Raw genomic sequence first — 24,625 nt, forward strand, 5'->3', positions numbered from 1 at the left:
GGTCTGGCTGCCGTGCTCAACTGATTTGCGTATCGCCTTGGCGACCGTCGCCTGTCGCGGGCGTGGGCGCTGGTGCAGGCAGGTTGCGGGCAATCAAGCCACGATAGGTGGCAGCACCCAGGCAGGCGCCGATGATAGGGCCGAATATCGGCACCAGGAAGTAAGGCACATCCCGGCCGCCGGTAAAGGCGATTTCGCCCCAGCCTGCCAGGAACGTCATGATTTTCGGGCCCAGATCGCGTGCCGGGTTCATGGCAAAGCCGGTCAACGGCCCCATGGCACTGCCAATCACCGCGATCAGCAAGCCGATCAGCAGCGGCGCCATCGCGCCGCGTGGCAGGCCGTTGTTGTCGTCGGTCAGGGCCATGATGACGGCCATGAGGATCGCCGTGATGACCACCTCAACCAGCAGCGCTTGCGCCGTGGACAGGGAGGGGTGTGGGTAGGTCGAGAACACCGCCGCCAGTTCCAGGCTGGATTCACTACCGCGCAGCAGGGTGTGCGCTTGTTCGAAATCGAAGAACAGGCTGCTGTAGAGGGTGTAGACCAGTGCCGCGCCGCAGAAGGCACCGCACACTTGGGCTAGTATGTAGAAAGGCAGCTTGCGCCGCTCGAAGCCGGCGAACAGGGTCAGCGCGATGCTGACGGCAGGGTTCAGGTGGGCACCGGAGATCCCTGCGGTGAGGTAGATACTCATGCTGACCCCCACCCCCCAAATGATGCTGATTTCCCAGAGTCCGAAGCTTGCGCCTGCGACCTTGAGCGCGGCGACGCAGCCGGTACCGAAGAAGATCAGCAGCGCAGTACCGAGAAATTCGGCCAGGCACTGGCTGGACAGCGTGGGTTGGCCTAGGGCAATTGTCATGTATGACCTCGTTGTTTTTGTTGTGAGTCGCGTGGGGCTCGACAGCAAGGCCCGGACCTTCCGGATGGTCCTGGGCGGGTATGAGATGCACCGTGAAGGTGCACCCCCGGTATTCAGAAACGAAAAAATATAGACAAGAAACGCTGATGTCAAAGGTCGAAAGTGAACGGTCAGTCACGTTTTGGGCAACCGCCGCCAGCGTGACGCCCCTTTGTAGAGCGGGGCGCTTGGGCTTATTGGCTGGGATGTAGGAATTGACCTAAAGTAGCTGCCGATCTGTCTTACACCGGAACTTCGTATGACTCCCGCTCTGGATCTGTTGAAAAAGCATCACGCGCACTATCACGTTCACAGCTACGAGCATGATCCCAAGACAGCGTCCTATGGGTTGGAAGCTGCAGATAAGCTCGGCCTGGACCCACAGCAGGTGTTCAAGACGCTGCTGGCCTGTAGCGAAAAAGGAGAGCTGCTGGTGGCGGTGGTGCCTGTGGTGGGTACGCTCGATCTCAAGGCCTTGGCGCACGCGGCGGGCGTCAAAAAGTGCGAGATGGCCGATCCGGTCAAGGCGCAGCGAGCAACGGGTTACCTGGTAGGTGGGATCAGCCCCTTAGGGCAGAAGAAGCGTCTGCGCACCTTCATCGACGAGGCGGCGCAGCGTTTTGCGACCATCCATGTGAGTGCTGGACGACGTGGGCTGGAGGTAGAACTGGCGGCAACGACTTTGGCCGAGCATACTCAGGGCACCTTTGCCAGTATCGGCAGAACGTGATGCCAGCGCCCATTCACCCTCGCTACCCGCTCGGATCGAGCCGGTAGCGCGTCCGCTCAAGACGTAGCCCGGGCCTGGCGTCAGTTTGGCCCGCTGTGGCGACGAACCCCTGTTGCCTGCTGCACCGTCTGGGTAGCGATGCTACCTGGCACCGGGAACACCACCAGGTGGTCGGCTTTTACCGCAATGCCCACCTCTTCGCCTGGCTGGCGATCCACATGGCTGGTGAAGATCGCTTCGAGCTGGCTGCCGGTGGGGAGTTGCAGGCGATACAGCGTTGAGGCGCCTAGAAAGCTCTTGGCCACGATGACAGCGCGCAACGGGCTTTCGGGAGCGTGCACGATATCATCCGGGCGCAGCAACACATCCACCGAGCTGCCCTGCGCCATGCGATAGGCACGGTTGCCTCGCAGCTCGCCCAGTTCGGTGCTGACGGCTTCCACGCTGGTCATCTGGCCACGGATGAAATAGCCCTGGCCGATGAAACTGGCCACGAAAGGTGTCTGTGGCTCGTGGTACAGGTTGTAGGGCGTATCCCACTGCTCAAGCCGGCCCTCCTTGAACACCCCAACCTGGTCGCTGACAGCGAACGCTTCTTCCTGGTCATGGGTGACCAGAATGGCGCTGGTGCCGCGCTGCTTGAGGATGTCACGCACCTCATGGCTGAGCCTGCGACGAAGCTCCACGTCAAGATTGGAAAATGGCTCGTCCAAAAGCAGCAATTGCGGCTCTGGGGCCAACGCCCGTGCCAGTGCGACCCGCTGCTGCTGGCCGCCGGACAACTCGTGGGGGTAACGGCCACCCAACCCACCCAACTTGACCAGGTCGAGCATCTCGTCGATGACCGCAGCTTGGCGTGGGTGCTTGGCGATACCGAAGGCGATGTTCTGCGCCACCGTCAGATGGGGGAACAGGGCGTAGTCCTGGAACACCATGCCGATGCGACGCTTCTCCGGCGCCAGGGTAAACCCCGCCTTGGAAATGACGTTGCCGGCCAGTTGGATTTCGCCTTCGTGCACCGACTCGAAACCCGCGATGGCGCGCAAGGTCGTGGTCTTGCCGCAGCCGGACGAGCCAAGCAGGCAGCCAATGTCGCCTGCATTCAGATGCAGATTCAGGTTCTGGACGATGCGCTGGTCGCCGTAGCCGCAGGCAAGGTTGCGCAGGTTGAGCAGTAGAGGTTGACTCATGCGTGGTGGTAAGCCGGTTCGACGAGAAATTCGAGAAGTGCCTTTTGTGCATGCAGACGGTTCTCAGCTTGATCCCAGGCGACCGAACGGGGGTCATCGAGCAGATCATGGCTGATTTCCTCGCCGCGGTGGGCGGGTAGGCAATGCATGAACAAGACGTCAGGTGCTGCCAGGTCGAGCATGTCGCGGGTGACCTGGTACGGCGCGAAATGCGCCAGGCGACGAGCAGTTTCCTCTTCCTGACCCATGGAAGTCCAGACATCGGTGGTCACCAGGTGGGCGCCTTTTACCGCTTCGCGGGGATCGCGCACGATCTGCACGTGCTCAGCGCCGATGGCCTTGAACCGGGGATCGGGCTCATACCCCTCGGGGCAGGCGATGCGCAGCTGGAAACCGAACTGCCGGGCCGCTTCGATGTAGGAGTTGCACATGTTGAAGCCATCGCCAATCCAGGCGACGGTCTTGCCTTCGATCGCCCCCCGGTGCTCGAGAAACGTCTGCATGTCGGCCAGAAGCTGACACGGGTGCGACTCGTCCGACAGGGCATTGATCACCGGTACGCGGGACTTGGCGGCAAAGTCGGTCAGGGTGCTGTGGGCGTGGGTCCGTATCATCACCACGTCGAGCATGCTCGACAAGACGATGGCGCTGTCGCCGATTGGCTCGCCTCGCCCCAGCTGGGTGTCGCGTGGGGACAGGAAGATGGCCTGGCCGCCAAGCTGGATCATCCCGGCTTCGAAGGACACGCGGGTGCGGGTCGACGATTTTTCGAAGATCATGCCCAGCACACGGCTTTTGAGCGGCTCGAACAGCACGCCGCGCTTGCGCAGGTCCTTCAGCTCGATGCCGCGGCGGATCACCCCGAGCAATTCGTCGGTGGTGAAGTCCAGCAGGGAGAGAAAGTGCCTAGCGCTCATGATTGACTACCTTATCTGCAACAGTATGCAGGCCGACCGTGCGGTTTTTTTTGACAACGGCGGTGACCTGCGGCGTAAGCCGCACGGGGCGGACGAATAGGGAAAGGCGCAATACTATAATTAAATGTCGCCTGAAACCAAGGGGTGAAACCACTTGGTGCCCCCGGCGCTGTTGCAAGGGGTTTCGCAGGGCACTGTATTGCTGTGTTTTATTTGCTACGGCTGTTTGTACACGGCTTGAGGGTGCATTGGCAAACGGGCTGGGTCTGCCGTGTGGGTGATAAAGGCCAATTCACACCACGAAGCACGCTGGCCCCTGCGCAGGGCACAGTTCATAGTCGAGCCATCAAGACAACGAGGCATGCGGCCATGACCCGTACCCTGCACCACCGCGCCTGTCACCTGTGTGAAGCCATTTGTGGTTTGAACATCGTGGTGAGCCACGCGCCTGGCGAACCTGCCAGGATCGAGTCCATCAAGGGCGACCCTCAGGACCCTTTCAGCCGGGGGCATGTCTGCCCCAAGGCGGTGGCGCTGCAGGATATCCAGAATGATCCTGATCGGCTGCGCCAACCCCACCGGCGCGTGGGCGAGCAGTGGCAGGCGATTGGGTGGGAGGAGGCATTTGACCTCGCCGCCGAGCGCCTGTGGGACGTGCAGCAGGCCCACGGCAACAATGCGGTTGCCGTGTATCAAGGCAACCCGAGTGTGCACAACTATGGGTTGATGACCCATGGCAACTACTTTTTAGGGCTGTTGAAAACCCGCAATCGCTTTTCTGCCACGTCTGTGGACCAACTGCCTCAGCACCTGATCAGCCACCTGATGTATGGCCATGGGCTGCTCTTGCCGATTCCGGACATCGATCACACGGACTTCATGCTGGTGCTGGGCGGCAACCCGTTGGCCTCCAACGGCAGCATCATGACTGTCCCCGATGTGGAGAAACGCCTCAAGGCCTTGCAAGCCAGGGGTGGACGTCTGGTGGTGATCGACCCGCGGCGCACTGAAACTGCGGCGATCGCAGACAGTCATCTATTCATTCGCCCCGGCGGCGACGCGGCCTTGTTGTGCGGGCTGCTCAACACGTTGTTCGAAGAAGGCTTGACGCGCGGCTCGCATCTGCCGATTACAGGGCTGACCGATGTCCGCGCCGCCCTGGCTCCCATGACAGCCGAGGCCATGAGCAGCCTGTGCGGCATCCCGGCGCAGGACATTCGTCAGTTGGCGCGTGATTTCGCCGCGGCGGACAAGGCGGTCTGTTACGGCCGCATGGGGGTATCGACCCAGGTGTTCGGCACCCTCTGTCACTGGCTGGTACAGATGATCAACCTGGTCACCGGTAACCTTGATCGCAAGGGCGGGGCACTGTGTACCGAACCTGCGGTGGACGTGGTGGCGAGCACGTCGGGTGGTCACTTCAACGTCTGGCAGAGTCGGGTGTCCGGCCTGCCCGAATATGCCGGGGAACTGCCGGTAGTGGCGCTTGCCGAGGAGATGCTGACCCCGGGTGAGGGGCAGGTCCGGGCTTTGGTCACGGTCGCGGGCAATCCCGTGCTGTCCACGCCCAACGGGCGGCAATTGGACAGCGCACTGTCGGGGCTCGATTTCATGCTCAGCATCGACCTGTACATCAACGAAACCACGCGCCATGCCGATCTGATCCTGCCATCGACTTCAGCCCTGGAAAACGATCACTACGACACCACCTTCAACTTGCTGGCAGTTCGCAATGTGAGCCGGTTCAACCGAGCGATTCTGCCCAGGCCCGATGGCGCCCTGCACGACTGGGAAATCTTCGTCGGCCTGGCCAAGGCGTATGCGCGACGCGCCGGGCGTGAACTGTCGCCGACCGTAGCGCCAGCGCAGATGATCGACAAAGCCTTGCGCAGCGGGCGTTATGGGCAGGCGACGCCCTGGCAGCTGTCACTCCAGACCCTAGATGCACACCCGCACGGGTTGGACCTGGGCCCCTTGCAGGCCAACCTTGCACATCGCCTGGGCACTGCGAGCAAAACCGTCGAGGCAGCGCCGCGCCTGCTGCTTGATGATCTACAGCGTCTGGCCCGGCAGGCGCCGCCAGAAACCGGGCAACTGCTGCTCATCGGGCGGCGGCACGTACGCAGCAACAATTCCTGGATGCACAATTATCACAGGCTGGTGAAAGGTAAACCGCGCCATCACTTGTTGATGCACCCTGATGACCTGCGTCAGCGCCAACTGCAGGATGGCCAGCAGGTCAGGGTGCGCTCGCGAGCAGGGGCGGTGCAGGTGCAGGTGCAGGCATGCGAAAGCATGATGCCCGGGGTGGTAAGCCTGCCCCATGGCTTCGGGCATGACCGTCAGGGTGTGCGCCTTCAGACTGCCCAGGCGCAGCCCGGCGTCAGCGCCAATGATCTTACTGACGAGCTGCTGCGTGACTCGGTCTGTGGCAATGCTGCGCTCAACGGCGTTCCTGTGTACGTCGAAGCCGCTTGAGCCTTGGCAAGGCCGAGCATGCTGCTCGGCTTTCCGTTACAATGCGTCACCGTGCCGACGCCCGTGTCGGAAAGTCAAGCCGAGGTGCTACATGGATATCATCGAAACGATCAAAGAGCAGATTGCCAACAACACCATTCTGCTTTACATGAAGGGCTCGCCGAATGCGCCGCAGTGCGGCTTTTCGGCCCGTGCCTCCCAGGCAGTGATGGGTTGCGGCGAGAAGTTCGCCTACGTCGACATCCTGCAGAACCCGGAAATCCGCGCCAACCTGCCCAAATATGCCAACTGGCCAACCTTCCCCCAGCTGTGGGTCGGTGGTGAGCTGGTCGGTGGCAGCGACATCGTGCTGGAAATGTTCGAAAAGGGTGAGCTGCAGACCCTGATCAAGGATGCCGCCGCCAAGGCGAAGGCTGCCGAAGCGTAAACACTGCGCTCATAAAAAAACCCGCCATTGGCGGGTTTTTTTGTAGGGGCGTCTTATTCTTCGCCCATCTGCGACTGCAGGTAATTTTCGATACCGATCTTGTCGATCAAGCCCAGCTGGGTTTCCAGCCAGTCGATATGCTCTTCTTCGGACTCCAGAATATCTTCGAGGACGTCACGCGAACCAAAGTCACCCGCTGTTTCGCAGTGGGCAATGGCCGCCTTCAGGTCGATCAGGCCTTTCTGCTCGATTCGCAGGTCGCATTCGAGCATCTCCTTGGTGTGCTCGCCAATCAGCAGCTTGCCCAGGTCCTGAACGTTAGGGATACCTTCGAGAAACAGAATACGCTTGATCAATTTGTCAGCGTGCTTCATTTCGTCGATGGATTCTTTGTACTCGTGCTTGCCGAGCTTGTTCAGGCCCCAATCTTCGTACATGCGGGCATGCAGGAAGTACTGGTTGATTGCGACCAGCTCGTTTCCGAGGATCTTGTTGAGATGCTGGATGACGCTGATGTCGCCTTTCATTGGGGTTCCTGCCCTGTCGAAGTGTGCCAATGCAGGGAAGTTTGAGCCTGATGCTCAGGCCTGTCAAACCTAAGTAATTGAATAATAAATGAAAATTAATAGGAATAAGAATGTTTGTGAACCGCGTTGGCGCGCTAACTTGTTGAATTAAAGCGAAAAAAAACCGGACACAGGGTCCGGTTTTTGTCAATCTGGGTATCAGGCAGTGGTGAATTCCACCGGATAGGGCAGGGCGGCCTGGCTGACCTGAAGTTTGGTCAGTGTCTCGCGCACCACTTCCTTGGCCAGGCAAGCGCACTTGCCACACTGGCTGGCGACATTGGTGGCGGCTCGGACTTCCTTGTAGCTGCAGCATCCTTCATAGATCGCATCGCGGATCTGTCCGTCGGTGACGCCGACACAAAGACACACATACATAGGGCTGACCATCGCTGGCGGGTTCGATGGGTTGGAGCTTAATGTGAATGAGAATGCTTGTCAAAGTGGTTTCAGAAGGCATTCGGCCCGGCTGACCAGCGGTCGTGCGCTCAGCATTCGGCCTGCCATCGTAACCTGTGTATGATGGTCAACCTTTGCTGCATGTCGGGTCGGCGACTCGGCCTGGCAATGGTTCTTCACTCACATCAGGAGATAACAATGAGCGTACTCGTTGGCAAGAAAGCCCCCGATTTTACCGTACCTGCCGTACTGGGCAGCGGCGAGATCGTCGACAGCTTCAACCTGGCCTCGGCCATCAAGGGCAAGTACGGCCTGGTGTTCTTCTACCCGCTGGACTTCACCTTCGTTTGCCCGTCCGAGCTGATTGCCCTGGACAACCGCATTCCTGACTTCCAGGCGCGCAACGTAGAAGTGATCGGCGTATCGATCGACTCGCACTTCACCCACAACGCATGGCGCAACACCCCCGTCAACAATGGCGGCATCGGCCCGGTCAAGTACACCCTGGCTGCCGACATGACCCATGAAATCTGCAAGGCCTACGACGTGGAGTCCGAAGGCGGCGTGGCCTTCCGTGGCGCCTTCCTGATCGACACCAACGGTGTCGTGCGCTCGCAGATCATCAACGATCTGCCGCTGGGCCGTAACATGGACGAGCTGCTGCGCCTGGTCGACGCCCTGCAGTTCCACGAAGAGCACGGCGAAGTCTGCCCTGCCAACTGGAAAAAAGGCGACAAGGGCATGAACGCATCGCCAGAAGGCGTTGCTGCCTACCTGAGCGAGAACGCCGGCAAGCTGTAAGCCCGCGTCGCGCACAAAAAAACCGGCCCTCATGGCCGGTTTTTTTTTGGCCAGCCGCATGGGGCTGACCTGAACCTGGAACGCGCGGATCAATCCTGGCGCCAGCCGCCCATGTCTTTCCAGCGATTGACGATACCGCAGAACAGCTCAGCCGTTTTTTCGGTGTCGTAGCGCGCCGAGTGGGCCTCGCGACCATCGAAATCGATGTCGGCGCTCTGGCAGGCGCGAGCCAGTACGGTTTGCCCATAAGCGAGCCCTGCCAGGGTGGCCGTGTCGAAGCTTGAGAACGGGTGGAACGGGTTACGCTTGAGGTCGTTGCGCGCTACCGCCGCGTTGAGGAAACCCAAATCGAAACTGCTGTTGTGGCCCACCAGAATGGCGCGCTTGCAGCCATTGGCCTTGAGCGCCTTGCGGATGCCTCGGAAGATATCCGTCAGGGCCGTTTCCTCGCTTACTGCCATGCGCAACGGATGGTCGAGCTTGATGCCGGTGAACTCCAGCGCGGCAGCCTCGATGTTGGCGCCTTCGAAGGGCTCCACCCGGTGAAAATAGGTATGTTCGGGGAACAGGAAACCCTTTTCGTCCATGCCAATGGTGACGGCAGCAATTTCCAGCAAGGCGTCAGTGGCGCTGTTGAAGCCGCCAGTCTCCACATCCACCACCACTGGCAGGTAACCCCGGAAGCGTTCTGCCATCGGATGGCGGTGACCACCGCTGCCGGAGGATTCAAGTTCGTCTTCGTACAGGTCTTCGCTCACGCGTGTTCCTCCAGCAGGCGCCAGCGCAGTGTTTCCCCGGCGCGCAGCGGGATCACGGTTTGCTCACCGAAGGGCAGGCTCTCTGGGGCCGTCCACTGATCACGAACCAGGGTAATGGTGTCGGTGTTGGCCGGCAGGCCGTAGAACGCAGGGCCGTGCAGGCTGGCAAAGCCTTCGAGCTTGTCTAGCGCGTTGCGTTGTTCGAACGCCTCTGCATAGAGTTCGATGGCCGCGTACGCGGTATAGCAGCCAGCGCACCCACACGCCGCTTCCTTGGCGTGGCGGGCGTGAGGAGCCGAGTCGGTGCCGAGGAAGAATTTCGGGTTACCGCTGGTGGCGGCGTCGAGCAACGCCACCTGATGCGTGTTGCGCTTGAGAATGGGCAGGCAATAGAAATGGGGTCGTATTCCGCCCACCAGCATATGGTTGCGGTTGTACAGCAAGTGCTGCGCCGTGATGGTGGCGCCAACGTTGGCCGAAGCTTCGGTCACGAACTGGGCCGCATCGCTGGTGGTAATGTGCTCGAAGACTACCTTGAGCGTGGGGAAACGCTCGACCAGGCGGCGCATGTGCTCATCGATGAAGCGCTTTTCACGGTCGAACACGTCGATCTCGCTGCGCGTGACTTCGCCGTGCACCAGCAACGGCATGCCGACTTCAGCCAGCGCCTCGATAGCGGGGAAGATGTTGTCGATGCTGGTCACACCAGAATCGGAATTGGTGGTGGCGCCTGCCGGGTAGAGCTTGGCGGCATGCACGATACCGCTGGCCTTGGCATCTCGGATGTCTTGCGCGCTGGTGCGGTCGGTGAGATACAGCACCATCAACGGCTCAAACCGACTGCCAGCCGGGCGAGCAGCCAGGATACGGTCACGATAGGCCCCGGCTTCGGCGGCATTGCGCACCGGCGGCACCAGGTTGGGCATGATGATGGCACGGGCGAAAGTGCGCGCCACATCACCAACGGTGTGGGGCAGGACGGCACCATCACGCAGATGGATGTGCCAGTCGTCGGGGCGCAGGAGGGTCAGGCGATCGGACATTGAGGATTCCAGGCGGGTCGAACTCAAGCCGCAATGCTACCGGAAAAGCCCCTCCAGAGCACAGGTATCAAGTTTTCCCGCGACTGCCCGATAGCGTAAAGGTGAGTGTCGAATTATGTGGAGCCCGCCGTGCGCCAGCGTTACCTAGCCTTGTTTATCGTGTTTGCCAGCTTGCCGGCCGGTGCGTTGACGTTTCAGACGCGCATGGAAAGCATTGCCTGGACGGTGGAGGGTGACGCGTTCGAATGCCGGCTGATCCAGCCGATAGACGGTTTCGGAAGCGGCGAATTCGTGCGTCGTGCCGGTGAGCAACCGGTGTTTCGTCTGCGCTCACAGACCAATGCGCTCGGCGCCGGCGGTGCCACCTTGCTGGCGGCAGCAGCACCCTGGCAACCTGGGCGCGGGGACATCAACCTGGGCAATGTGCGCATGGCGCGCACCGGCGTGCTGTTCAACTCATCCCAAGGCCAGGCCAGTCGGTTGATCAACGGCCTGCTCGATGGCCGCAGCGCCGTGGTGCGCAATTACACCGGGGAGGGGGGCAGGGCAATGGAAGTGCGCGTACTGCCGGTCAGTTTCGCCAAGGCCTACAGCGACTACCAGGCCTGCGCCAGCAAGCTGCTGCCCATGAACTACGACCAGGTACGCCAGACCCAGGTGGGCTTCCCGGGTGGCGGCATCGTGCTGGATCAGGCTGCCAAGGCCCGACTGGATGTGCTGCTTGAGTACATGAAGGCCGACCCCAGCGTCAATCAGGTGGCCTTGGACGGGCATTCCGACAACAGCGGCAACCGGTTGACCAACCGCGACGTGTCCCGCCGGCGAGCCCTGGCGGTCGCCGATTACCTCATGGCCCACGGCGTGCCTGAAAGTCAGATAACCGTGCGTTTCCACGGCGAGCGTTACCCGCTGGCCAAGAACAACAACGCCGGCAATCGGGCCCGTAACCGGCGGGTCAACATCGAGCTAGAGCGAGGCCCTGTCCAGGCGCAGCCCACACAAAAGGTCGCCGAGGCTCCCGCTGCTCCCGCGCAGGCTGCGGGTACCACGACGCCGGCCCAAGGCAAACCCGCCATGGCCAAGTAGCAGCCGTCGCGCCATCGACAATTCTTGTCGCTTTGTCGTCAGAAGCTGTCGCGCCTCTATAAATTGAGCCTCAACGCCGTTAGAATCGGGCCTTTTCCGTACAACCCCGTGGAGTGATGGCATGGCGGACGTAAAAAAGGTCGTACTGGCGTATTCCGGCGGCCTTGATACTTCGGTGATTCTCAAGTGGCTGCAAGATACCTACAACTGCGAAGTGGTGACGTTCACCGCCGACCTGGGGCAGGGCGAAGAGGTCGAGCCGGCGCGCGCCAAGGCTCAGGCAATGGGCGTCAAAGAGATCTACATCGACGACCTGCGCGAAGAATTCGTGCGTGATTACGTGTTCCCGATGTTCCGCGCCAACACCGTATATGAAGGCGAGTACCTGCTGGGTACTTCCATCGCCCGTCCGCTGATCGCCAAGCGTCTGATCGAAATCGCCAACGAAACCGGTGCCGACGCCATCTCCCACGGCGCTACCGGCAAAGGCAACGACCAGGTTCGGTTCGAACTGGGCGCTTATGCCCTCAAGCCTGGCGTCAAGGTCATCGCGCCATGGCGTGAATGGGACCTGCTCTCGCGCGAGAAGCTGATGGACTACGCCGAGAAGCACGGTATCCCGATCGAGCGTCATGGCAAGAAGAAGTCCCCTTACTCGATGGACGCCAACCTGCTGCACATCTCCTATGAAGGCGGTGTGCTGGAAGATACCTGGACCGAGCACGAAGAAGACATGTGGCGCTGGAGCGTTTCGCCCGAAAACGCCCCGGACCAGGCAACCTACCTGGAACTGACCTACCGCAACGGCGACATCGTCGCGATCGACGGTGTAGAGAAGAGCCCGGCCACTGTCCTGGCCGATTTGAACCGCATCGGCGGCGCCAACGGCATCGGTCGACTGGACATCGTCGAAAACCGCTACGTGGGCATGAAATCGCGTGGCTGCTACGAAACCCCTGGCGGCACCATCATGCTCAGGGCGCACCGCGCCATCGAGTCGATCACCCTGGACCGCGAAGTCGCTCACCTCAAAGACGAGCTGATGCCCAAGTACGCCAGCCTGATCTACACCGGTTACTGGTGGAGCCCGGAGCGCGTCATGCTCCAGCAGATGATCGACGCCTCCCAGGTCAATGTGAACGGTATCGTGCGTCTGAAGCTCTACAAGGGCAACGTTACCGTGGTCGGCCGCAAGTCCGACGACTCGCTGTTCGATGCCAACATCGCCACCTTCGAAGAAGACGGCGGTGCCTACAACCAGGAAGACGCGGCGGGCTTCATCAAGCTCAATGCGCTGCGTATGCGCATCGCTGCGAACAAAGGCCGTTCGTTGCTCTGATGCAGCAAGCCGTTCTGCAAGAACCCGGCCTAGTGCCGGGTTTTTTGTCTTTACTCCAGCGGGCTGACTGAAAGCCGGACACACTGGCCCCTCGGCACATTGCAGAACTGCCAGGTGCGAGCCGGCTCAGGCGCTTGTGCGAGCGCTTGCAACAACTCCTTTTCCATCAACTGACTTGCCTCTGGCCCGCTGAACATGAAGGTCATCGGCTCCCCATGCGCGATTGCGCTTGGCGTGGTCGTGGAGGTGATCTTGCGGGCACTCTGCGCACTGTCCACAGCTTCAGTGCGCGATCCAGCAGGCGTATAGAAGGACTTGTAATTGAAGTTCAGCGTCAGGAAGAACAAAGCGGTCAGAAAGAAGGGAAAACCAACCAGGAACCACGTGTAAAGCGTCTGGCTGGCTTCGCTGAGAAAAGGCAAGGTAGCCAGGGCGGAGGCTTCGATTATCCCAGCAAAGATGGCGACAATTGTCAGCGGAGCAACGGGTTGTGCTTGATTCATGGGCCTTCTCCTGCGCTTTCGTTACATCTATAGCCTAGGATCTTGCTCAGCTAAACCCTGCACTGTTTCCATGCCGCGGCTGCGCCTGGCTAGCGTTCGAAGCTTAATGAAAACCGTTGTCCGCGGTTGATGTGAAAGTTTCGGGAGTTGTCCTCCCGGGGAGTGTTATCCGCTTTTTTATAATTAGCTTGTAACAACTCTTCATATTGTGTGTAGGAAACTTCCGTAAGTTTAGTAATCCGTGTCTGTACGTCCGTTTCTAGGCGAAAACGCCGCGCCATGAGTTCTTCTCTCGGTTATCGTAGCCTGCCAATGCAATAGCAATGAATGGATATCGCATGAACAAAGTGCTTATCGTGGATGATCACCCTGTGATACGTCTGGCCGTACGCATGCTGATGGAGCGGCATGGGTACGATGTCGTCGCTGAAACGGACAACGGAGTGGCCGCGCTGCAACTGACTCGGCAACATCTTCCCGATATCGTCGTGCTGGACATCGGCATACCCAAGCTCGACGGCCTCGAAGTCATCGGCCGCATGGCCAGTTCCAGCCCATGCAGCAAAGTGCTCGTACTGACCTCCCAGGCACCCGGCAACTTCTCGATGCGGTGCATGCAGGCAGGGGCGGCAGGGTACGTGTGCAAGCAACAGGAACTGACCGAACTGCTCAGCGCGATCAAAGCCGTGCTATCGGGCTATAGCTACTTTCCCAACCAGGCGCTGCACGCCTCGCGAGGGCGCAGCGGCGGCAGTGAAGCGGAAATGGTCAATCGCCTTTCGGCAAGGGAGATGACGGTGCTTCAGCAATTGGCGCGGGGCCGTTCGAACAAGGAAATCGCCGACAGCATGTACTTGAGCAACAAGACGGTCAGTACCTACAAGTCTCGGCTGCTGCTCAAGCTAAACGCTCGGTCATTGGTGGACCTGATCGAGCTGGCGCAGCGACAGGGGTTGAACTGATGGTATGCAGAGCCTCCTCCAGGGGAGCTCTGCGCCGAATTCGAGGCCCTGAACGGCGCAGTCAGTGAAGGGAACGGGGCCATCGAAGGCCCGCCAGCGACCACCTCCCTAGAGGTCGTAATCGAAATCGGCCAGTTGCTTCTGCAATCGACGTTCTTCCAGCAGATTGTCGATGGTGCGACGCTTGCTCAAATTGGTTTTCGCCGGTTCCACGTGCGGCTCGACCTCTTCTTCAGCTGTCACAAAATCGTCTTCAATCGCGAGGTCGTCTTTATCAGTGCTCATGAGTCGCTCCACGGCAAGGGCCAATGGCCGACCTTATAACCATAAAGTGAGCGCTGGTAAAAAAGATTTTTTCAATCGAAGCGCAGTGTTTTTACTATTGCTTCAATCATCAGTGGTCTTGTGCTTGTATTCGCACAGGTCCTCGATTCGGCAACTGCCGCATCTGGGCTTACGGGCCTGACAGACATAGCGGCCATGCAAGATCAGCCAATGGTGTGCGTCGAGCAAGTAATCCTTGGGGACGAACTTGAGCAGTTTTTTTTCCACCTCCAGCACCGTCTTGCCCGGGGCGATGCCTGTGCGATTGCTGACGCGGAAGATATGGGTATCCACAGCCATCGCCGGTTGGCCAAACGCCGTATTGAGCACTACGTTGGCTGTCTTGCGGCCCACGCCCGGCAAGGCTTCGAGGGCCTCGCGCGTGTCCGGCACCTGGCCGCCGTGCCGCTCAATGAGCAGACGACAGGCCGCGATGACGTTCTTGGCCTTGCTGTTGTAGAGCCCAATGGTCTTGATGTACTGGCTCAGTCCGTCGACACCCAGCGCGTAGATAGCCTCAGGGGTATTGGCGACTGGAAAAAGTCGCGCTGTCGCCTTGTTCACACCGACATCGGTGGACTGCGCGGAGAGGGTCACGGCTACCAGCAGCTCGAAGGGTGTGGTGTAAGCCAGCTCGGTTTTGGGTGTCGGGTTGTCTTCGTGCAGTCGACGGAAGATTTCTCGACGTTTGACGGCATTCATGAATTGGCAGCGTTCCTGGAGAACGTGAGCAGTCACTTGGACGCGCCTGCTCTAGGCAAAGCGCAGCAGCCCGTGGCTGCGCGCCATTGTCGCAAGGCGGAGCCCAATGCAGGCTCCGCTTGTGGGTCACTTGATGCGCTGACCGGGCTTGGCGCCGCTGTCGGGGCTGAGCAAGTAGATTTCTTCACCGCCAGGGCCAGCGGCCATCACCATCCCTTCAGAGACGCCAAAACGCATTTTGCGTGGCTTGAGGTTGGCGACCATCATGGTCAGCCGGCCTTCGAGCTGGGCGGGATCAGGGTAGGCAGACTTGATGCCGGAGAAAACGTTACGGCGTTCATCACCGATGTCCAGGGTCAATTGCAGCAGCTTGTCAGCACCCGGTACGGCCTCGGCCTTGACGATCAATGCCACGCGCAGGTCGACAGCGGCAAAGGTATCGAAGTCGACTTCCGCCGACAGCGGGTCCTTGTGCAGCTCGCCATTACCCACAGGTGCCTTGGGCTCCTCTGCGGCCAGCAGGTCTTCCTTGCTGGCCGCGATCATGTCTTGCACCTTGGCAGGCTCGATGCGGCTGAGCAGGGCCTTGAACGGGTTGAGCGTGTGATTTTCCAGGCGAGAGCGGTGATCGTCCCAGGTCAACGGTGCGACATTCAGGAAGGCCTCGGCATCGGCCGCCAGCACGGGCAGCACAGGCTTGAGGAAAATCACCAGTTGGCGGAACAGGTTGATGCCCTGAGCGCAAATGGCTTGCACTTCATCCTGCTTGCCCTCCTGCTTGGCCAGCGACCAGGGCGCCTTGTCGGCGATCCAGGCATTGGCACGGTCGGCCAGTGCCATGATCTCGCGCATGGCGCGTGCGAAGTCGCGGCCCTCGTAGGCCTCGGCGATGGACGGCGCAGCTGCCTGGAAGGCTTCTGTCAGCTCTGGCGCCGCATCACCGGCCACCATCACGCCGCCATTGCCTTTGTGGATGAACCCGGCACACCGGCTGGCGATGTTGACCACCTTGCCCACCAGGTCGGAGTTGACCTTCTGCACGAAGTCTTCGAGATTCAGGTCCAGGTCATCGACCCCACGACCAAGCTTGGCTGCGTAGTAGTAGCGCAGGTATTCGGGTTGCAGATGGTCGAGGTAGGTACGGGCCTTGATGAACGTGCCCCGCGACTTGGACATCTTCGCACCGTTGACGGTGAGGTAGCCGTGCACGTTGACCGCGGTCGGCTTGCGCAAGCCCGCACCTTCGAGCATGGCGGGCCAGAACAGGGCGTGGAAGTTGACGATGTCCTTGCCGATGAAGTGGTAAAGCTCGGCGGTGGAGCCTTGGTTCCAGAAGGCGTCGAAGTCCAGGTCCGGGCGGCGCGCGCACAGGTTCTTGAAGCTCGCCATGTAACCGATTGGCGCGTCCAGCCAGACGTAGAAGTACTTGCCAGGCTCGCCAGGGATCTCGAAACCGAAGTAGGGCGCGTCGCGGGAGATATCCCACTCCTGCAGACCGGCATCCAGCCATTCGGCGAGCTTGTTGGCCACGGCGTCCTGCAACGTGCCGCTGCGCGTCCACTGCTGGAGCATGGCCTGGAAGTCGGGCAGTTTGAAGAAGAAGTGCTGGGAGTCGCGCAGCACCGGTGTAGCACCTGAAATGGCAGACTTGGGGTCTTTCAATTCGGTCGGTGCATAGGTCGCGCCGCATTTTTCGCAGTTATCGCCATACTGGTCTTCGGCCGCGCACTTCGGGCAGGTGCCTTTGATGAAGCGGTCTGCCAGGAACATGCCCTTTTCAGGGTCGAAGTATTGGGTCACCGAGCGGGTAGAGATGTGCCCCGCCTCGCGCAGTCGGGTATAGATCATGCCCGACAGCTCACGGTTTTCTTCGCTGTGGGTGGAGTGGAAATTATCGAAGTCCACCAGGAAGTCAGCAAAGTCGGCGCTGTGCTCAGCTTGTACGTTGGCGATCAGTTGCTCTGGCGTGATGCCTTCCTTCTCGGCCCGCAGCATGATGGCCGAGCCGTGTGCATCATCGGCGCAGACATAGATGCACTGATTGCCGCGCAGCTTTTGAAAGCGGACCCACATGTCTGTCTGGATGTACTCGAGCATATGGCCAAGATGGATCGATCCATTGGCATAGGGCAAGGCGCTGGTGACGAGAATCTGACGTGGCTCGGACATGGTGGCTCGGCTACTTATCTGGCGACGGGTGAAAATGAGGATGATCGGCCACTATAAAGGGCTGACGAATATATTTCACCCCGCGTACGCATCTGCTGACGATTGACGGGTTAGGATAGGCGCTTGTTTTACATTCAGTTTGCCAACGGGAGTGTCCATGAGTGCCCTCAATCGCGCCGCCATCGAAGCCGTGCTTCGCCAGTACACCGACCCCTATCTCGAGCAGGATCCGGTCACTGCCGGTTGCGTGAGTGCCATCGAAATCCAGGATGGGCGTGTCAGCGTACAGATGCAGCTCGGCTACGCCGCAGGCCTGTTCAAGCAAGGCTGGGCGCAGGTGCTGGAAACTGCGATCGGTAACCTTGAGGGGGTGACCCACGCCCAGGTGAACATCGAGTGCGTGATCGCGGCCCACAAGGGCCAGGCTCAGGTGCCCGGTATGGCCAACGTCAAGAACGTCATCGCCGTGGCATCGGGCAAGGGCGGTGTAGGCAAATCCACCACTGCCGCCAATCTTGCGCTGGCACTGGCCCGCGAGGGTGCGCGCGTTGGCATTCTCGATGCGGATATCTATGGCCCCAGCCAAGGTGTGATGTTCGGTATCCCCGAAGGTACTCGGCCGCAGATTCGTGATCAGAAATGGTTCGTGCCTATCCAGGCCCATGGGGTCGAAGTGATGTCAATGGCATTCCTGACCGATGACAATACCCCCATGGTCTGGCGCGGCCCCATGGTTTCGGGTGCGCTGCTGCAGTTGGTAACCCAGACGGCGTGGAATGATCTCGATTACCTGGTCATCGACATGCCGCCTGGCACTGGCGACATCCAGCTGACGCTGGCGCAGAAAGTGCCGGTTGCAGGTTCGGTCATCGTGACCACGCCGCAGGACCTGGCGCTGCTCGATGCCAGAAAAGGCGTGGAAATGTTCCGCAAGGTCAACATACCGGTGTTGGGCGTGGTCGAGAACATGGCCGTACACATCTGCTCCAATTGCGGCCATGCTGAGCACCTGTTCGGCGAAGGTGGCGGTGAGAAACTCGCCAGCCAGTACGGCGTCGATCTGCTGGCTTCGTTGCCGCTTTCGATGTTGATTCGCGAGCAGGCCGACAACGGCAAGCCTACGGCTATCGCCGAGCCCGAGAGCCAGATCGCCATGGTGTACCAGGAGCTGGCACGCAAAGTAGGGGCGCGTATCGTACTGCGTGAAGCGGCAGCGCCAGCGATGCCGAGCATCACTATCAGCGAAGACTGATCAAGATCGGAGGGCGGCTCGGTGAGTCGCTCGTGCTGACGGGCCGTGGTTGTTGGAGGCCGATCCATGTTTAACGGGAGCCTTGACCACGGCCAGCATGCTCTGGCGCCTTCTGGCGAAATGACAGGCATAAAAAAACCCGCCGAAGCGGGTTTTTTTGAAAGCTAGAAAGCTCGATCGACTTAGGCGATCTGAACTTCTTCAGCCTGCATACCTTTCTGGCCGCGGGTAGCGACGAAAGTAACAGCCTGGCCTTCTTTCAGGGTTTTGAAGCCGTCAGCTTGGATGGCTTTGAAGTGCACGAACAGGTCGTCGCCCGACTGAGGGGTGATGAAGCCGTAGCCTTTCTCATCGTTGAACCACTTGACGGTACCGCTTTGACGATTGGACATTTTTCTGTCTCCTTGGACAATTTGATTTCGGTCAGGAAAAACCCCGCCCGGGACTGAGCGCAAAGAGAGCAGAAAATTCAGCGATGGGCCGATCAGGATCGTGCATCAAACTAGAGATTCTCGGTGTCACGTGCAGCACAGTGGCAACACCTTACCCCACTTTGCCCAAGCTGCCAATGGCCAGACGCCTCTTTACCCGAAAAGAGATCGACGGCAGCTGCAAGCCACGCCTTGCGGGCACTGTAGCGGCAGCGGGCGGCAAACGCCGGATGGAACTTTGAAGAGCGCGCCGGGACCGGTAAGATGCGCGTCTATCTTTACCTTGCAGACTCTTCAGGACATCCCGCCATGAGCATCAAATCGGACAAGTGGATTCGCCGCATGGCGCAGGAACACGGCATGATCGAGCCGTTCGTCGAGCGCCAGGTGCGTGGCGAACAGGATAACCGGGTCATCTCTTTCGGCGTTTCGAGCTACGGCTACGACGTGCGCTGCGCCGACGAATTCAAGGTCTTCACCAATATCAACTCGGCCACCGTCGACCCGAAGAACTTCGATGCCGGCAGCTTCGTCGACATCAAGAGCGACGTGTGCATCATCCCGCCCAACTCCTTTGCACTGGCACGCACCGTGGAGTACTTCCGCATCCCGCGCGACGTGCTGACCATCTGCCTGGGCAAGAGCACCTATGCGCGTTGCGGCATCATCGTCAACGTGACCCCGCTGGAGCCTGAATGGGAAGGCCACGTGACGCTGGAGTTCTCCAACACCACCACGTTGCCGGCCAAGATCTACGCCAACGAAGGGGTGGCGCAGATGCTGTTCCTGCAGTCGGACGAGCCATGTGAAGTGTCCTACCGGGACCGCGGCGGCAAGTATCAGGGCCAGCGTGGCGTCACCCTGCCACGTACCTGACCGACAGGCGTTGGGAATTTCACTGCCTTTTGACACTCCAACCTGTAACCCTGCCGATTTGCATAAAGCGGGTCGGCTGTTGTCAGGAGGTGCCAATGAAACTCCACCCAACGATCAGTGCGAAGTTGGCTGGCTTGCAGCCCAATCACATCGGGCTGCTGTCCTGGTCACTGCTGGCTGACCCATTGCCGATGAATGCTGGCGGTGTGCCAGGGCAGCCCGACCCGGACACGCCGCAGCCCGGCCAGCCGGGTGATACGCCCATGGAACCCGGTGAGCCTACCCTTCCCGATGAGCCGCCTCCGGCGCCCGTGGCCTGACGCATCTCATAGCGGCCATACCCGGCCGGCGCCCGCCAGATAGACCTGGCTGGTGCTGGCGGGCTCGATTTCCCAACCGCCCGTGAACTCCCCGAAAGCTGGCAACAGGCTGACGTGTTCGTCGATCAAAAAGCACGGCAGGCGAAGCCGTTGGCGGGCCCTGCCGCGCAATACGAAGACCGGGTGGACGTGCCCTGAAAGCACCGTGAGCGTCGGATGCACCTTGGGTTCGTGTTGCAGGGCAAATGGCTCCACCACATAAGGTTCATCCACCACGTCGATCCCCAGCTCCACGGGTGGATCCCCTGCGTTGCGGTCATGGTTGCCGCGTATCAGCACGATGCTCAACCCGGGGTGACGTGCTCGCCAGGCTTGCACCCGGGCCAGCGTAGCCGGCGCCCGCGCAGTACGGGCATGCAGGAAATCACCGAGCACGATCAGTTGCTCGCACTCATGTTCGGCAAGCAGTGTGTCGAGCCGGGCCAAGGTGGCTTCGGTAGTGCCTCTGGGAACGGGTTGATGCAAGGCCCTGTAGCTCGCCGCCTTGCCGATGTGCACATCGGCCAGCAGCAAGGCCTTGCGGGCCGGCCAATACACGGCTTTGTCCGGAAGCAGCCAGAGTTTCTGCCCGGCCAGTTCGATGGCGCAATGTGTCGTCATGTGTGGATCGCCAGGCCGTCGATGGCAAGCGAGATAACCGCTGCCCCATGAATGCGTTTGGTCGTTATCGGGTTCAACCTGCAATGCTCTCCAATTCCGCCACCATCCGCGCAATGCGGTCGGCCAGTTTTTCCGTGCTGAGGGTTTCACGCAGTCCTTCGACCAGCAGCGCGAACGCCAGCGGCCCGGTGCGCTCCATCACGCGCAAGTCCAGCCTGAGGTCGGTCAGCTTCAGTAGCTGGCCCCGAAGCTGATCGATTTCCAATTCTTCACTCAGTACCTCATCACGTGCCTGGCCCAGCAGCAGGTTGCCTGCATCGTGCTTGCGGAAGACCTCGTAGAACAGCCCGCTTGAGGCCTGGATCTGGCGCATGCTCTTTTGCGCCGCAGGATAGCCACCGAATACGAGCCCTGCGATCTGGGCGATTTCCCGGAACCGCCTCAATGCCATTTCCCCGGCATTGAGGCTGGCAAGCACATCCTCCAATAGATCTTCGGTACTCAACGCCCGGGGCAGGTAGCTGGCCCAATCCACCGGTCCAGGGCTAAGCAGCTCGAAGCCATAGTCGTTGACGGCGATGGAAACCGACAGCGGTTGCTCGCGGCTGACACGCCAGGCAATCAGGTTGGCCAGCCCCATGTTGGCCATGCGCCCGGCAAAGGGGTACACGAACAGGTGCCAGCCCTGCCTGGACTTGAACGTCTCTGCAAGCAGGGTCCCTGTCGTCGGCAGCGCCGACCACTGGGCTTGTACCGTGAGCAATGGCCTTACTGCGCGCATTTCAGGGCTATCGAAGCGCCCGTGCGCGGCGGCGTCAAGTTGTTGCACCACAGCGTCGGCCAGTTCGCTGGAAAGTGGCATGCGCCCGCCGTTCCAGCGGGCCACCGCCGCCTTTCGCGCGTTGCTGCGGCGTACATAGGCGGTCATGTTTTCCACGCGAACCAGCTCCAGCACGCGGCCGGCGAACACGAAGGTGTCCCCGGGCCTCAAGCGTGAGATGAACGCCTCTTCCACGCTGCCTAGGTTCTTGCCGCCACCGCCTTTGCTCCAGTATTTCAGGTGCAGCGAAGCGTCACTGACAATGGTGCCGATGCCCATCCGATGGCGGCGCGCCAAGCGCTCACTGGCAACCCGGTACAAGCCGTCGGGGTGCATTTCAACACGTTGATAGTCGGGGTAGGCGCTGAGCGAGCTGCCGCCATGGCAAACGAAGTCCAGTGCCCATTGCCACTGGCTGTCGCGCAGGTCGGCAAAGGCCCAGGTGCTGCGCACTTCAGCGAGCAGTTGCTGCGGATCGAACCCGCTGCCCAGGGCCATGCTGACCAGGTGCTGAACCAGTACATCCATGCACAGGCGCGGCGACCGGCGGCCCTCCAGGTGGCCTGCCGCCAGGGCCTGACGCATGGCGGCGGCTTCCACCAGCTCCAGGCTGTGGGTGGGCACAAGGGTGATGCGCGAGCGTCGTCCAGGCGCATGCCCGGAACGCCCTGCGCGCTGCATCAAACGGGCGATCCCTTTTGCCGAACCGATCTGCAGGACGCGCTCGACCGGCAGGAAGTCCACGCCCAGGTCCAGGCTCGATGTACAGACGACGGCTTTGAGCGTGCCTTCCTTGAGGCTGCGCTCGACCCAGTCGCGGGTGTCACGTGCCAGGCTGGCGTGATGCAACGCAATCAGGCCCGCCCAGTCGGGGCGCTCTTCGAGCAGGGCCTGGTACCAGAGTTCGGCCTGCGCCCGGGTGTTGGTGAAGACCAGGCAACTGCTGCTGGCGTCGATTTCCCGGCTCACCTGCTTCAACATTTTCAGGCCGATATGCCCCGCCCATGGGAAGCGCTCGATGTGCTCGGGCACCAGGGTATCGACCTGCAGCACCTTGTCCTGGCGCCCGCGCACCAGCTGACCACCTTGGGGCAGCAACACGTCCAGGGCATGCTGCAGGTTGCCGAGGGTGGCCGACAACCCCCAGGTCGGCAGGCCAGGGTGCCAACGGCGCAGGCGGGCCAACGCCAGTTGCAGCTGAACCCCCCGCTTGTTGCCGAGCAGCTCGTGCCACTCATCGACCACCACCATGCGCAGCGTCGCGAAGTCATTGCTGGCCTGGGCTCGGGTCAGCAGCAGCGTCAGGCTTTCAGGTGTGGTGACCAGCACGCTGGGCATGCGCCGGGCCTGGCGTGCGCGCTCGGCGCTGCCCGTGTCGCCGCTGCGCACGCCAACGCTCCAGGGCAGGCCCATCTCGTCGATAGGCGCCTGCAGCGCCCGAGCCGTATCGGCTGCCAGGGCGCGCATGGGGGTGATCCAGATGACCTGGAGTGGCGCCGCGTGACGCCCCTGGGCCTGGGCCTTGAATGCCCGCAGGGCCGCCAGCCAGACCGCATACGTCTTGCCAGCGCCGGTGTTGGCATAAAGCAGGCCTGACTCCCCCCGCTCGACGGCGGCCCACACCTTGCGCTGGAAAGCGAACGGCTTCCAGCCGCGTTGAGCGAACCAGGCATTGGCAAGATCGGTGGTGGTGGGCATCAGGCAGGCAGTCCCTCGAAGGCTGTGCTTCTAAAGACCACCGCTGCAAGGTATTGGTTTACTTGTCAGTTGGCCAGCAGATTGCCGCTGCGGCACACCTGCTCGCCGGCGACATGGGCGATCACCATGCCTGCCGTGGCCATGCGCCGCACGCTGCGCGCATACAGCAGTCCAGGCTGGCTGTTGCGCAGGGGCATGACGCGATCACTGAGCGGGTCGATGACCTCGGCAATCAGTTGACCTGCCTCCAGGTACTGCCCTGGCTTGGCGTGGTACACCAGCAACCCGCCCGCCGCAGCCGTGATCGGCTCCACAGCAGCCAGTGGCGTGGCTGGCCAGCGCAAGGGCGGCAGGGCAGGGGCATGGCCCTGGATAACGCCAGCATGGGTCAGGAAGTCGAGAATGGCCTGGCAGTCCTGACGCGCCAGGTCATGGCTCACATCAGCCTGACCGCGCAGTTCGAGGGTGACCGAACACGTGCCCGCCGGGATGGGGAAGCGTTTGCCAAAGCGCTGTTGCAGTTGCCACCACAGCAGGCTGAAGCACTCGTCAAATGACTGCCCGCCCGAATCAGTCGCCAATAGGCTGGCCTGGACACCCAGGTAACGGGCCAAGGGCTCGAACTGCGGCCAGGCGTCTGGAGTGGTGTAGAGGTGTTCGACGGCCTCGAAGTCGCAGTGCAGGTCCAGAACCAGGTCGGCATCGCACGCCAGGCGCTGCAGGATCAGGCGCTGCGCTTGCAGGGGGGTACGTGCCGGATGGGCATCCAGGCCGCGGCGCAGGTATTCGCGGATCAGTGCCTGGTTGTGGAGCGGGTCCTGGGTCAGGTGGGCCTCGACCTGATCACCGATGGTGTCTGACAGGTCGACGAAATTGCGGTTGAAGTTCTCGCCACTTTGCAACTCGAACCGGCCCAGCGGGGCGTCGAGCAGCACCTGCTCAAGGCCCACTGGGTTGGCGACCGGCACCAGGATAACCTCGCACTGCAGGCGGCCTTGCTGGTCCAGTTCCAGCAACTGGCGCTTGAGGTGCCAGGCCACCAGCATGCCGGGCAATTCGTCGGCATGCAGCGAGGCCTGGATGTACACCTTGCGACCACTGCGTGGCCCGAAGTGAAAACTGTGCAGTTGGCGGGTTACCCCAGGAACAGGGGAAAGAATGTCGTGGGTCGAGTGGTGCATGATGGTCCTGAATACGGGGCTGTACGGTCTGGGGCACGGGTTGAGCCTTCAGATGAAAGCACAGTTTCGCCGCCAGCGCCTCACGCCAG

25 protein-coding genes are annotated in these 24,625 nt (G+C 60.9%); 10 read left to right on the plus strand and 15 right to left on the minus strand.

The window, feature by feature from the left end:
- Positions 1 to 16: 16 nt before the first annotated feature.
- Positions 17 to 865, minus strand: coding sequence for an MIP/aquaporin family protein (locus tag MOP87_RS04295; protein ID WP_242810159.1), 849 nt, complete (start codon positions 863 to 865; stop codon positions 17 to 19).
- A gap of 298 nt (positions 866 to 1,163) precedes the next feature.
- On the opposite strand from MOP87_RS04295, the gene ybaK reads away from it, so the two are divergent.
- Positions 1,164 to 1,634: a Cys-tRNA(Pro) deacylase gene (gene ybaK / locus MOP87_RS04300; RefSeq protein ID WP_049696464.1), complete on the plus strand. Its 471-nt coding sequence runs from the start codon at positions 1,164 to 1,166 to the stop codon at positions 1,632 to 1,634.
- An 80-nt stretch (positions 1,635 to 1,714) separates the two neighbouring features.
- Here the strand turns inward: ybaK and MOP87_RS04305 are convergent, their stop codons facing one another.
- The gene (locus MOP87_RS04305) at positions 1,715 to 2,824 is read right to left on the minus strand and encodes an ABC transporter ATP-binding protein (protein WP_027915353.1); all 1,110 of its coding nucleotides are present in this window, start codon (positions 2,822 to 2,824) and stop codon (positions 1,715 to 1,717) included.
- Positions 2,821 to 3,741, minus strand: coding sequence for an ornithine carbamoyltransferase (gene argF / locus MOP87_RS04310; protein WP_242810160.1), 921 nt, complete (start codon positions 3,739 to 3,741; stop codon positions 2,821 to 2,823). The genes MOP87_RS04305 and argF overlap by 4 nt, the downstream gene beginning before the upstream one ends.
- A gap of 369 nt (positions 3,742 to 4,110) precedes the next feature.
- Between argF and MOP87_RS04315 the strand changes: the two genes are divergently transcribed.
- Positions 4,111 to 6,219 (plus strand): molybdopterin-dependent oxidoreductase, encoded by a 2,109-nt coding sequence (locus MOP87_RS04315; RefSeq protein ID WP_088523546.1) that lies wholly within the window; start codon positions 4,111 to 4,113, stop codon positions 6,217 to 6,219.
- 91 nt (positions 6,220 to 6,310) lie between these two features.
- Entirely contained in the window at positions 6,311 to 6,646 is a 336-nt protein-coding gene (gene grxD, locus MOP87_RS04320) for a Grx4 family monothiol glutaredoxin (protein ID WP_023535214.1), read from the plus strand.
- Positions 6,647 to 6,699: 53 nt separating this feature from the next.
- Here grxD and bfr read toward each other — a convergent pair whose 3' ends face one another.
- Positions 6,700 to 7,173, minus strand: a complete 474-nt coding sequence (bfr, locus tag MOP87_RS04325) for a bacterioferritin (RefSeq protein WP_058605176.1) — start codon at positions 7,171 to 7,173, stop codon at positions 6,700 to 6,702.
- A gap of 198 nt (positions 7,174 to 7,371) precedes the next feature.
- Positions 7,372 to 7,590 (minus strand): bacterioferritin-associated ferredoxin, encoded by a 219-nt coding sequence (locus tag MOP87_RS04330; RefSeq protein WP_027915349.1) that lies wholly within the window; start codon positions 7,588 to 7,590, stop codon positions 7,372 to 7,374.
- Between the two features lie 219 nt (positions 7,591 to 7,809).
- On the opposite strand from MOP87_RS04330, the gene MOP87_RS04335 reads away from it, so the two are divergent.
- Positions 7,810 to 8,412 carry a peroxiredoxin C gene (locus MOP87_RS04335; protein ID WP_023535284.1) on the plus strand — a complete coding sequence of 201 codons (603 nt, stop codon included), beginning with the start codon at positions 7,810 to 7,812 and terminating at the stop codon, positions 8,410 to 8,412.
- An 89-nt stretch (positions 8,413 to 8,501) separates the two neighbouring features.
- Here MOP87_RS04335 and rnt read toward each other — a convergent pair whose 3' ends face one another.
- Both rnt and pyrC read right to left on the minus strand, forming a co-directional pair.
- Complete coding sequence (rnt, locus tag MOP87_RS04340; RefSeq protein WP_027915348.1) at positions 8,502 to 9,170, minus strand: ribonuclease T; 669 nt, start codon at positions 9,168 to 9,170, stop codon at positions 8,502 to 8,504.
- The gene (pyrC, locus tag MOP87_RS04345) at positions 9,167 to 10,213 is read right to left on the minus strand and encodes a dihydroorotase (protein ID WP_027915347.1); all 1,047 of its coding nucleotides are present in this window, start codon (positions 10,211 to 10,213) and stop codon (positions 9,167 to 9,169) included. The genes rnt and pyrC overlap by 4 nt, the downstream gene beginning before the upstream one ends.
- Before the next feature lie 129 nt (positions 10,214 to 10,342).
- Here pyrC and MOP87_RS04350 point away from each other — a divergent pair, with 129 nt between their 5' ends.
- Both MOP87_RS04350 and MOP87_RS04355 read left to right on the plus strand, forming a co-directional pair.
- A complete protein-coding gene (locus tag MOP87_RS04350) occupies positions 10,343 to 11,299 on the plus strand; it encodes an OmpA family protein (protein WP_242810161.1) in 957 nt (318 codons plus the stop codon).
- A gap of 121 nt (positions 11,300 to 11,420) precedes the next feature.
- On the plus strand, positions 11,421 to 12,638 hold the full coding sequence (locus MOP87_RS04355; RefSeq protein ID WP_242810162.1) for an argininosuccinate synthase: 1,218 nt from the start codon (positions 11,421 to 11,423) through the stop codon (positions 12,636 to 12,638).
- Between the two features lie 50 nt (positions 12,639 to 12,688).
- On the opposite strand, the gene MOP87_RS04360 is transcribed toward MOP87_RS04355, so the two are convergent.
- Positions 12,689 to 13,141, minus strand: coding sequence for a hypothetical protein (locus MOP87_RS04360; protein WP_027915345.1), 453 nt, complete (start codon positions 13,139 to 13,141; stop codon positions 12,689 to 12,691).
- Between the two features lie 338 nt (positions 13,142 to 13,479).
- On the opposite strand from MOP87_RS04360, the gene MOP87_RS04365 reads away from it, so the two are divergent.
- The gene (locus MOP87_RS04365; protein ID WP_023535252.1) at positions 13,480 to 14,103 is read left to right on the plus strand and encodes a response regulator transcription factor; all 624 of its coding nucleotides are present in this window, start codon (positions 13,480 to 13,482) and stop codon (positions 14,101 to 14,103) included.
- Positions 14,104 to 14,211: 108 nt separating this feature from the next.
- Here the strand turns inward: MOP87_RS04365 and MOP87_RS04370 are convergent, their stop codons facing one another.
- From MOP87_RS04370 to metG, 3 genes are all read right to left on the minus strand, one after another.
- Positions 14,212 to 14,388 carry a hypothetical protein gene (locus tag MOP87_RS04370; RefSeq protein ID WP_027915344.1) on the minus strand — a complete coding sequence of 59 codons (177 nt, stop codon included), beginning with the start codon at positions 14,386 to 14,388 and terminating at the stop codon, positions 14,212 to 14,214.
- A 102-nt stretch (positions 14,389 to 14,490) separates the two neighbouring features.
- Positions 14,491 to 15,129 (minus strand): endonuclease III, encoded by a 639-nt coding sequence (gene nth, locus MOP87_RS04375; protein ID WP_028687592.1) that lies wholly within the window; start codon positions 15,127 to 15,129, stop codon positions 14,491 to 14,493.
- Between the two features lie 126 nt (positions 15,130 to 15,255).
- On the minus strand, positions 15,256 to 17,298 hold the full coding sequence (metG, locus tag MOP87_RS04380; protein WP_027915342.1) for a methionine--tRNA ligase: 2,043 nt from the start codon (positions 17,296 to 17,298) through the stop codon (positions 15,256 to 15,258).
- Positions 17,299 to 17,455: 157 nt separating this feature from the next.
- On the opposite strand from metG, the gene apbC reads away from it, so the two are divergent.
- Positions 17,456 to 18,550, plus strand: coding sequence for an iron-sulfur cluster carrier protein ApbC (gene apbC, locus MOP87_RS04385; protein ID WP_197874440.1), 1,095 nt, complete (start codon positions 17,456 to 17,458; stop codon positions 18,548 to 18,550).
- 182 nt (positions 18,551 to 18,732) lie between these two features.
- Here the strand turns inward: apbC and MOP87_RS04390 are convergent, their stop codons facing one another.
- A complete protein-coding gene (locus MOP87_RS04390; RefSeq protein ID WP_016488765.1) occupies positions 18,733 to 18,942 on the minus strand; it encodes a cold-shock protein in 210 nt (69 codons plus the stop codon).
- Between the two features lie 348 nt (positions 18,943 to 19,290).
- On the opposite strand from MOP87_RS04390, the gene dcd reads away from it, so the two are divergent.
- Positions 19,291 to 19,857, plus strand: coding sequence for a dCTP deaminase (dcd, locus tag MOP87_RS04395; RefSeq protein ID WP_023535255.1), 567 nt, complete (start codon positions 19,291 to 19,293; stop codon positions 19,855 to 19,857).
- A gap of 95 nt (positions 19,858 to 19,952) precedes the next feature.
- On the plus strand, positions 19,953 to 20,177 hold the full coding sequence (locus MOP87_RS04400; RefSeq protein WP_027915340.1) for a hypothetical protein: 225 nt from the start codon (positions 19,953 to 19,955) through the stop codon (positions 20,175 to 20,177).
- 6 nt (positions 20,178 to 20,183) lie between these two features.
- On the opposite strand, the gene pdeM is transcribed toward MOP87_RS04400, so the two are convergent.
- From pdeM to MOP87_RS04415, 3 genes are all read right to left on the minus strand, one after another.
- On the minus strand, positions 20,184 to 20,837 hold the full coding sequence (pdeM, locus tag MOP87_RS04405) for a ligase-associated DNA damage response endonuclease PdeM (protein WP_242810163.1): 654 nt from the start codon (positions 20,835 to 20,837) through the stop codon (positions 20,184 to 20,186).
- Between the two features lie 73 nt (positions 20,838 to 20,910).
- Positions 20,911 to 23,355 carry a ligase-associated DNA damage response DEXH box helicase gene (locus MOP87_RS04410; RefSeq protein WP_242810164.1) on the minus strand — a complete coding sequence of 815 codons (2,445 nt, stop codon included), beginning with the start codon at positions 23,353 to 23,355 and terminating at the stop codon, positions 20,911 to 20,913.
- Positions 23,356 to 23,420: 65 nt separating this feature from the next.
- Positions 23,421 to 24,536 carry a succinylglutamate desuccinylase/aspartoacylase family protein gene (locus MOP87_RS04415; protein WP_049696459.1) on the minus strand — a complete coding sequence of 372 codons (1,116 nt, stop codon included), beginning with the start codon at positions 24,534 to 24,536 and terminating at the stop codon, positions 23,421 to 23,423.
- Positions 24,537 to 24,625 lie beyond the last annotated feature (89 nt).

This window comes from Pseudomonas sp. I3-I5 (genome assembly GCF_022699445.1).
GTDB classification, from domain to species: domain Bacteria; phylum Pseudomonadota; class Gammaproteobacteria; order Pseudomonadales; family Pseudomonadaceae; genus Aquipseudomonas; species Aquipseudomonas fulva.

Bases quoted from the DNA above. Each gene is read 5' to 3' on its own strand.
- MOP87_RS04295 (WP_242810159.1), bottom strand. From the start codon at position 865: ATGACAATTGCCCTAGGCCAACCCACGCTGTCCAGCCAGTGCCTGGCC.
- ybaK (WP_049696464.1), top strand. From the start codon at position 1,164: ATGACTCCCGCTCTGGATCTGTTGAAAAAGCATCACGCGCACTATCAC.
- MOP87_RS04305 (WP_027915353.1), bottom strand. From the start codon at position 2,824: ATGAGTCAACCTCTACTGCTCAACCTGCGCAACCTTGCCTGCGGCTAC.
- argF (WP_242810160.1), bottom strand. From the start codon at position 3,741: ATGAGCGCTAGGCACTTTCTCTCCCTGCTGGACTTCACCACCGACGAA.
- MOP87_RS04315 (WP_088523546.1), top strand. From the start codon at position 4,111: ATGACCCGTACCCTGCACCACCGCGCCTGTCACCTGTGTGAAGCCATT.
- grxD (WP_023535214.1), top strand. From the start codon at position 6,311: ATGGATATCATCGAAACGATCAAAGAGCAGATTGCCAACAACACCATT.
- bfr (WP_058605176.1), bottom strand. From the start codon at position 7,173: ATGAAAGGCGACATCAGCGTCATCCAGCATCTCAACAAGATCCTCGGA.
- MOP87_RS04330 (WP_027915349.1), bottom strand. From the start codon at position 7,590: ATGTATGTGTGTCTTTGTGTCGGCGTCACCGACGGACAGATCCGCGAT.
- MOP87_RS04335 (WP_023535284.1), top strand. From the start codon at position 7,810: ATGAGCGTACTCGTTGGCAAGAAAGCCCCCGATTTTACCGTACCTGCC.
- pyrC (WP_027915347.1), bottom strand. From the start codon at position 10,213: ATGTCCGATCGCCTGACCCTCCTGCGCCCCGACGACTGGCACATCCAT.
- MOP87_RS04355 (WP_242810162.1), top strand. From the start codon at position 11,421: ATGGCGGACGTAAAAAAGGTCGTACTGGCGTATTCCGGCGGCCTTGAT.
- MOP87_RS04360 (WP_027915345.1), bottom strand. From the start codon at position 13,141: ATGAATCAAGCACAACCCGTTGCTCCGCTGACAATTGTCGCCATCTTT.
- MOP87_RS04365 (WP_023535252.1), top strand. From the start codon at position 13,480: ATGAACAAAGTGCTTATCGTGGATGATCACCCTGTGATACGTCTGGCC.
- MOP87_RS04370 (WP_027915344.1), bottom strand. From the start codon at position 14,388: ATGAGCACTGATAAAGACGACCTCGCGATTGAAGACGATTTTGTGACA.
- nth (WP_028687592.1), bottom strand. From the start codon at position 15,129: ATGAATGCCGTCAAACGTCGAGAAATCTTCCGTCGACTGCACGAAGAC.
- metG (WP_027915342.1), bottom strand. From the start codon at position 17,298: ATGTCCGAGCCACGTCAGATTCTCGTCACCAGCGCCTTGCCCTATGCC.
- apbC (WP_197874440.1), top strand. From the start codon at position 17,456: ATGAGTGCCCTCAATCGCGCCGCCATCGAAGCCGTGCTTCGCCAGTAC.
- MOP87_RS04390 (WP_016488765.1), bottom strand. From the start codon at position 18,942: ATGTCCAATCGTCAAAGCGGTACCGTCAAGTGGTTCAACGATGAGAAA.
- dcd (WP_023535255.1), top strand. From the start codon at position 19,291: ATGAGCATCAAATCGGACAAGTGGATTCGCCGCATGGCGCAGGAACAC.
- MOP87_RS04400 (WP_027915340.1), top strand. From the start codon at position 19,953: ATGAAACTCCACCCAACGATCAGTGCGAAGTTGGCTGGCTTGCAGCCC.
- pdeM (WP_242810163.1), bottom strand. From the start codon at position 20,837: ATGACGACACATTGCGCCATCGAACTGGCCGGGCAGAAACTCTGGCTG.
- MOP87_RS04410 (WP_242810164.1), bottom strand. From the start codon at position 23,355: ATGCCCACCACCACCGATCTTGCCAATGCCTGGTTCGCTCAACGCGGC.
- MOP87_RS04415 (WP_049696459.1), bottom strand. From the start codon at position 24,536: ATGCACCACTCGACCCACGACATTCTTTCCCCTGTTCCTGGGGTAACC.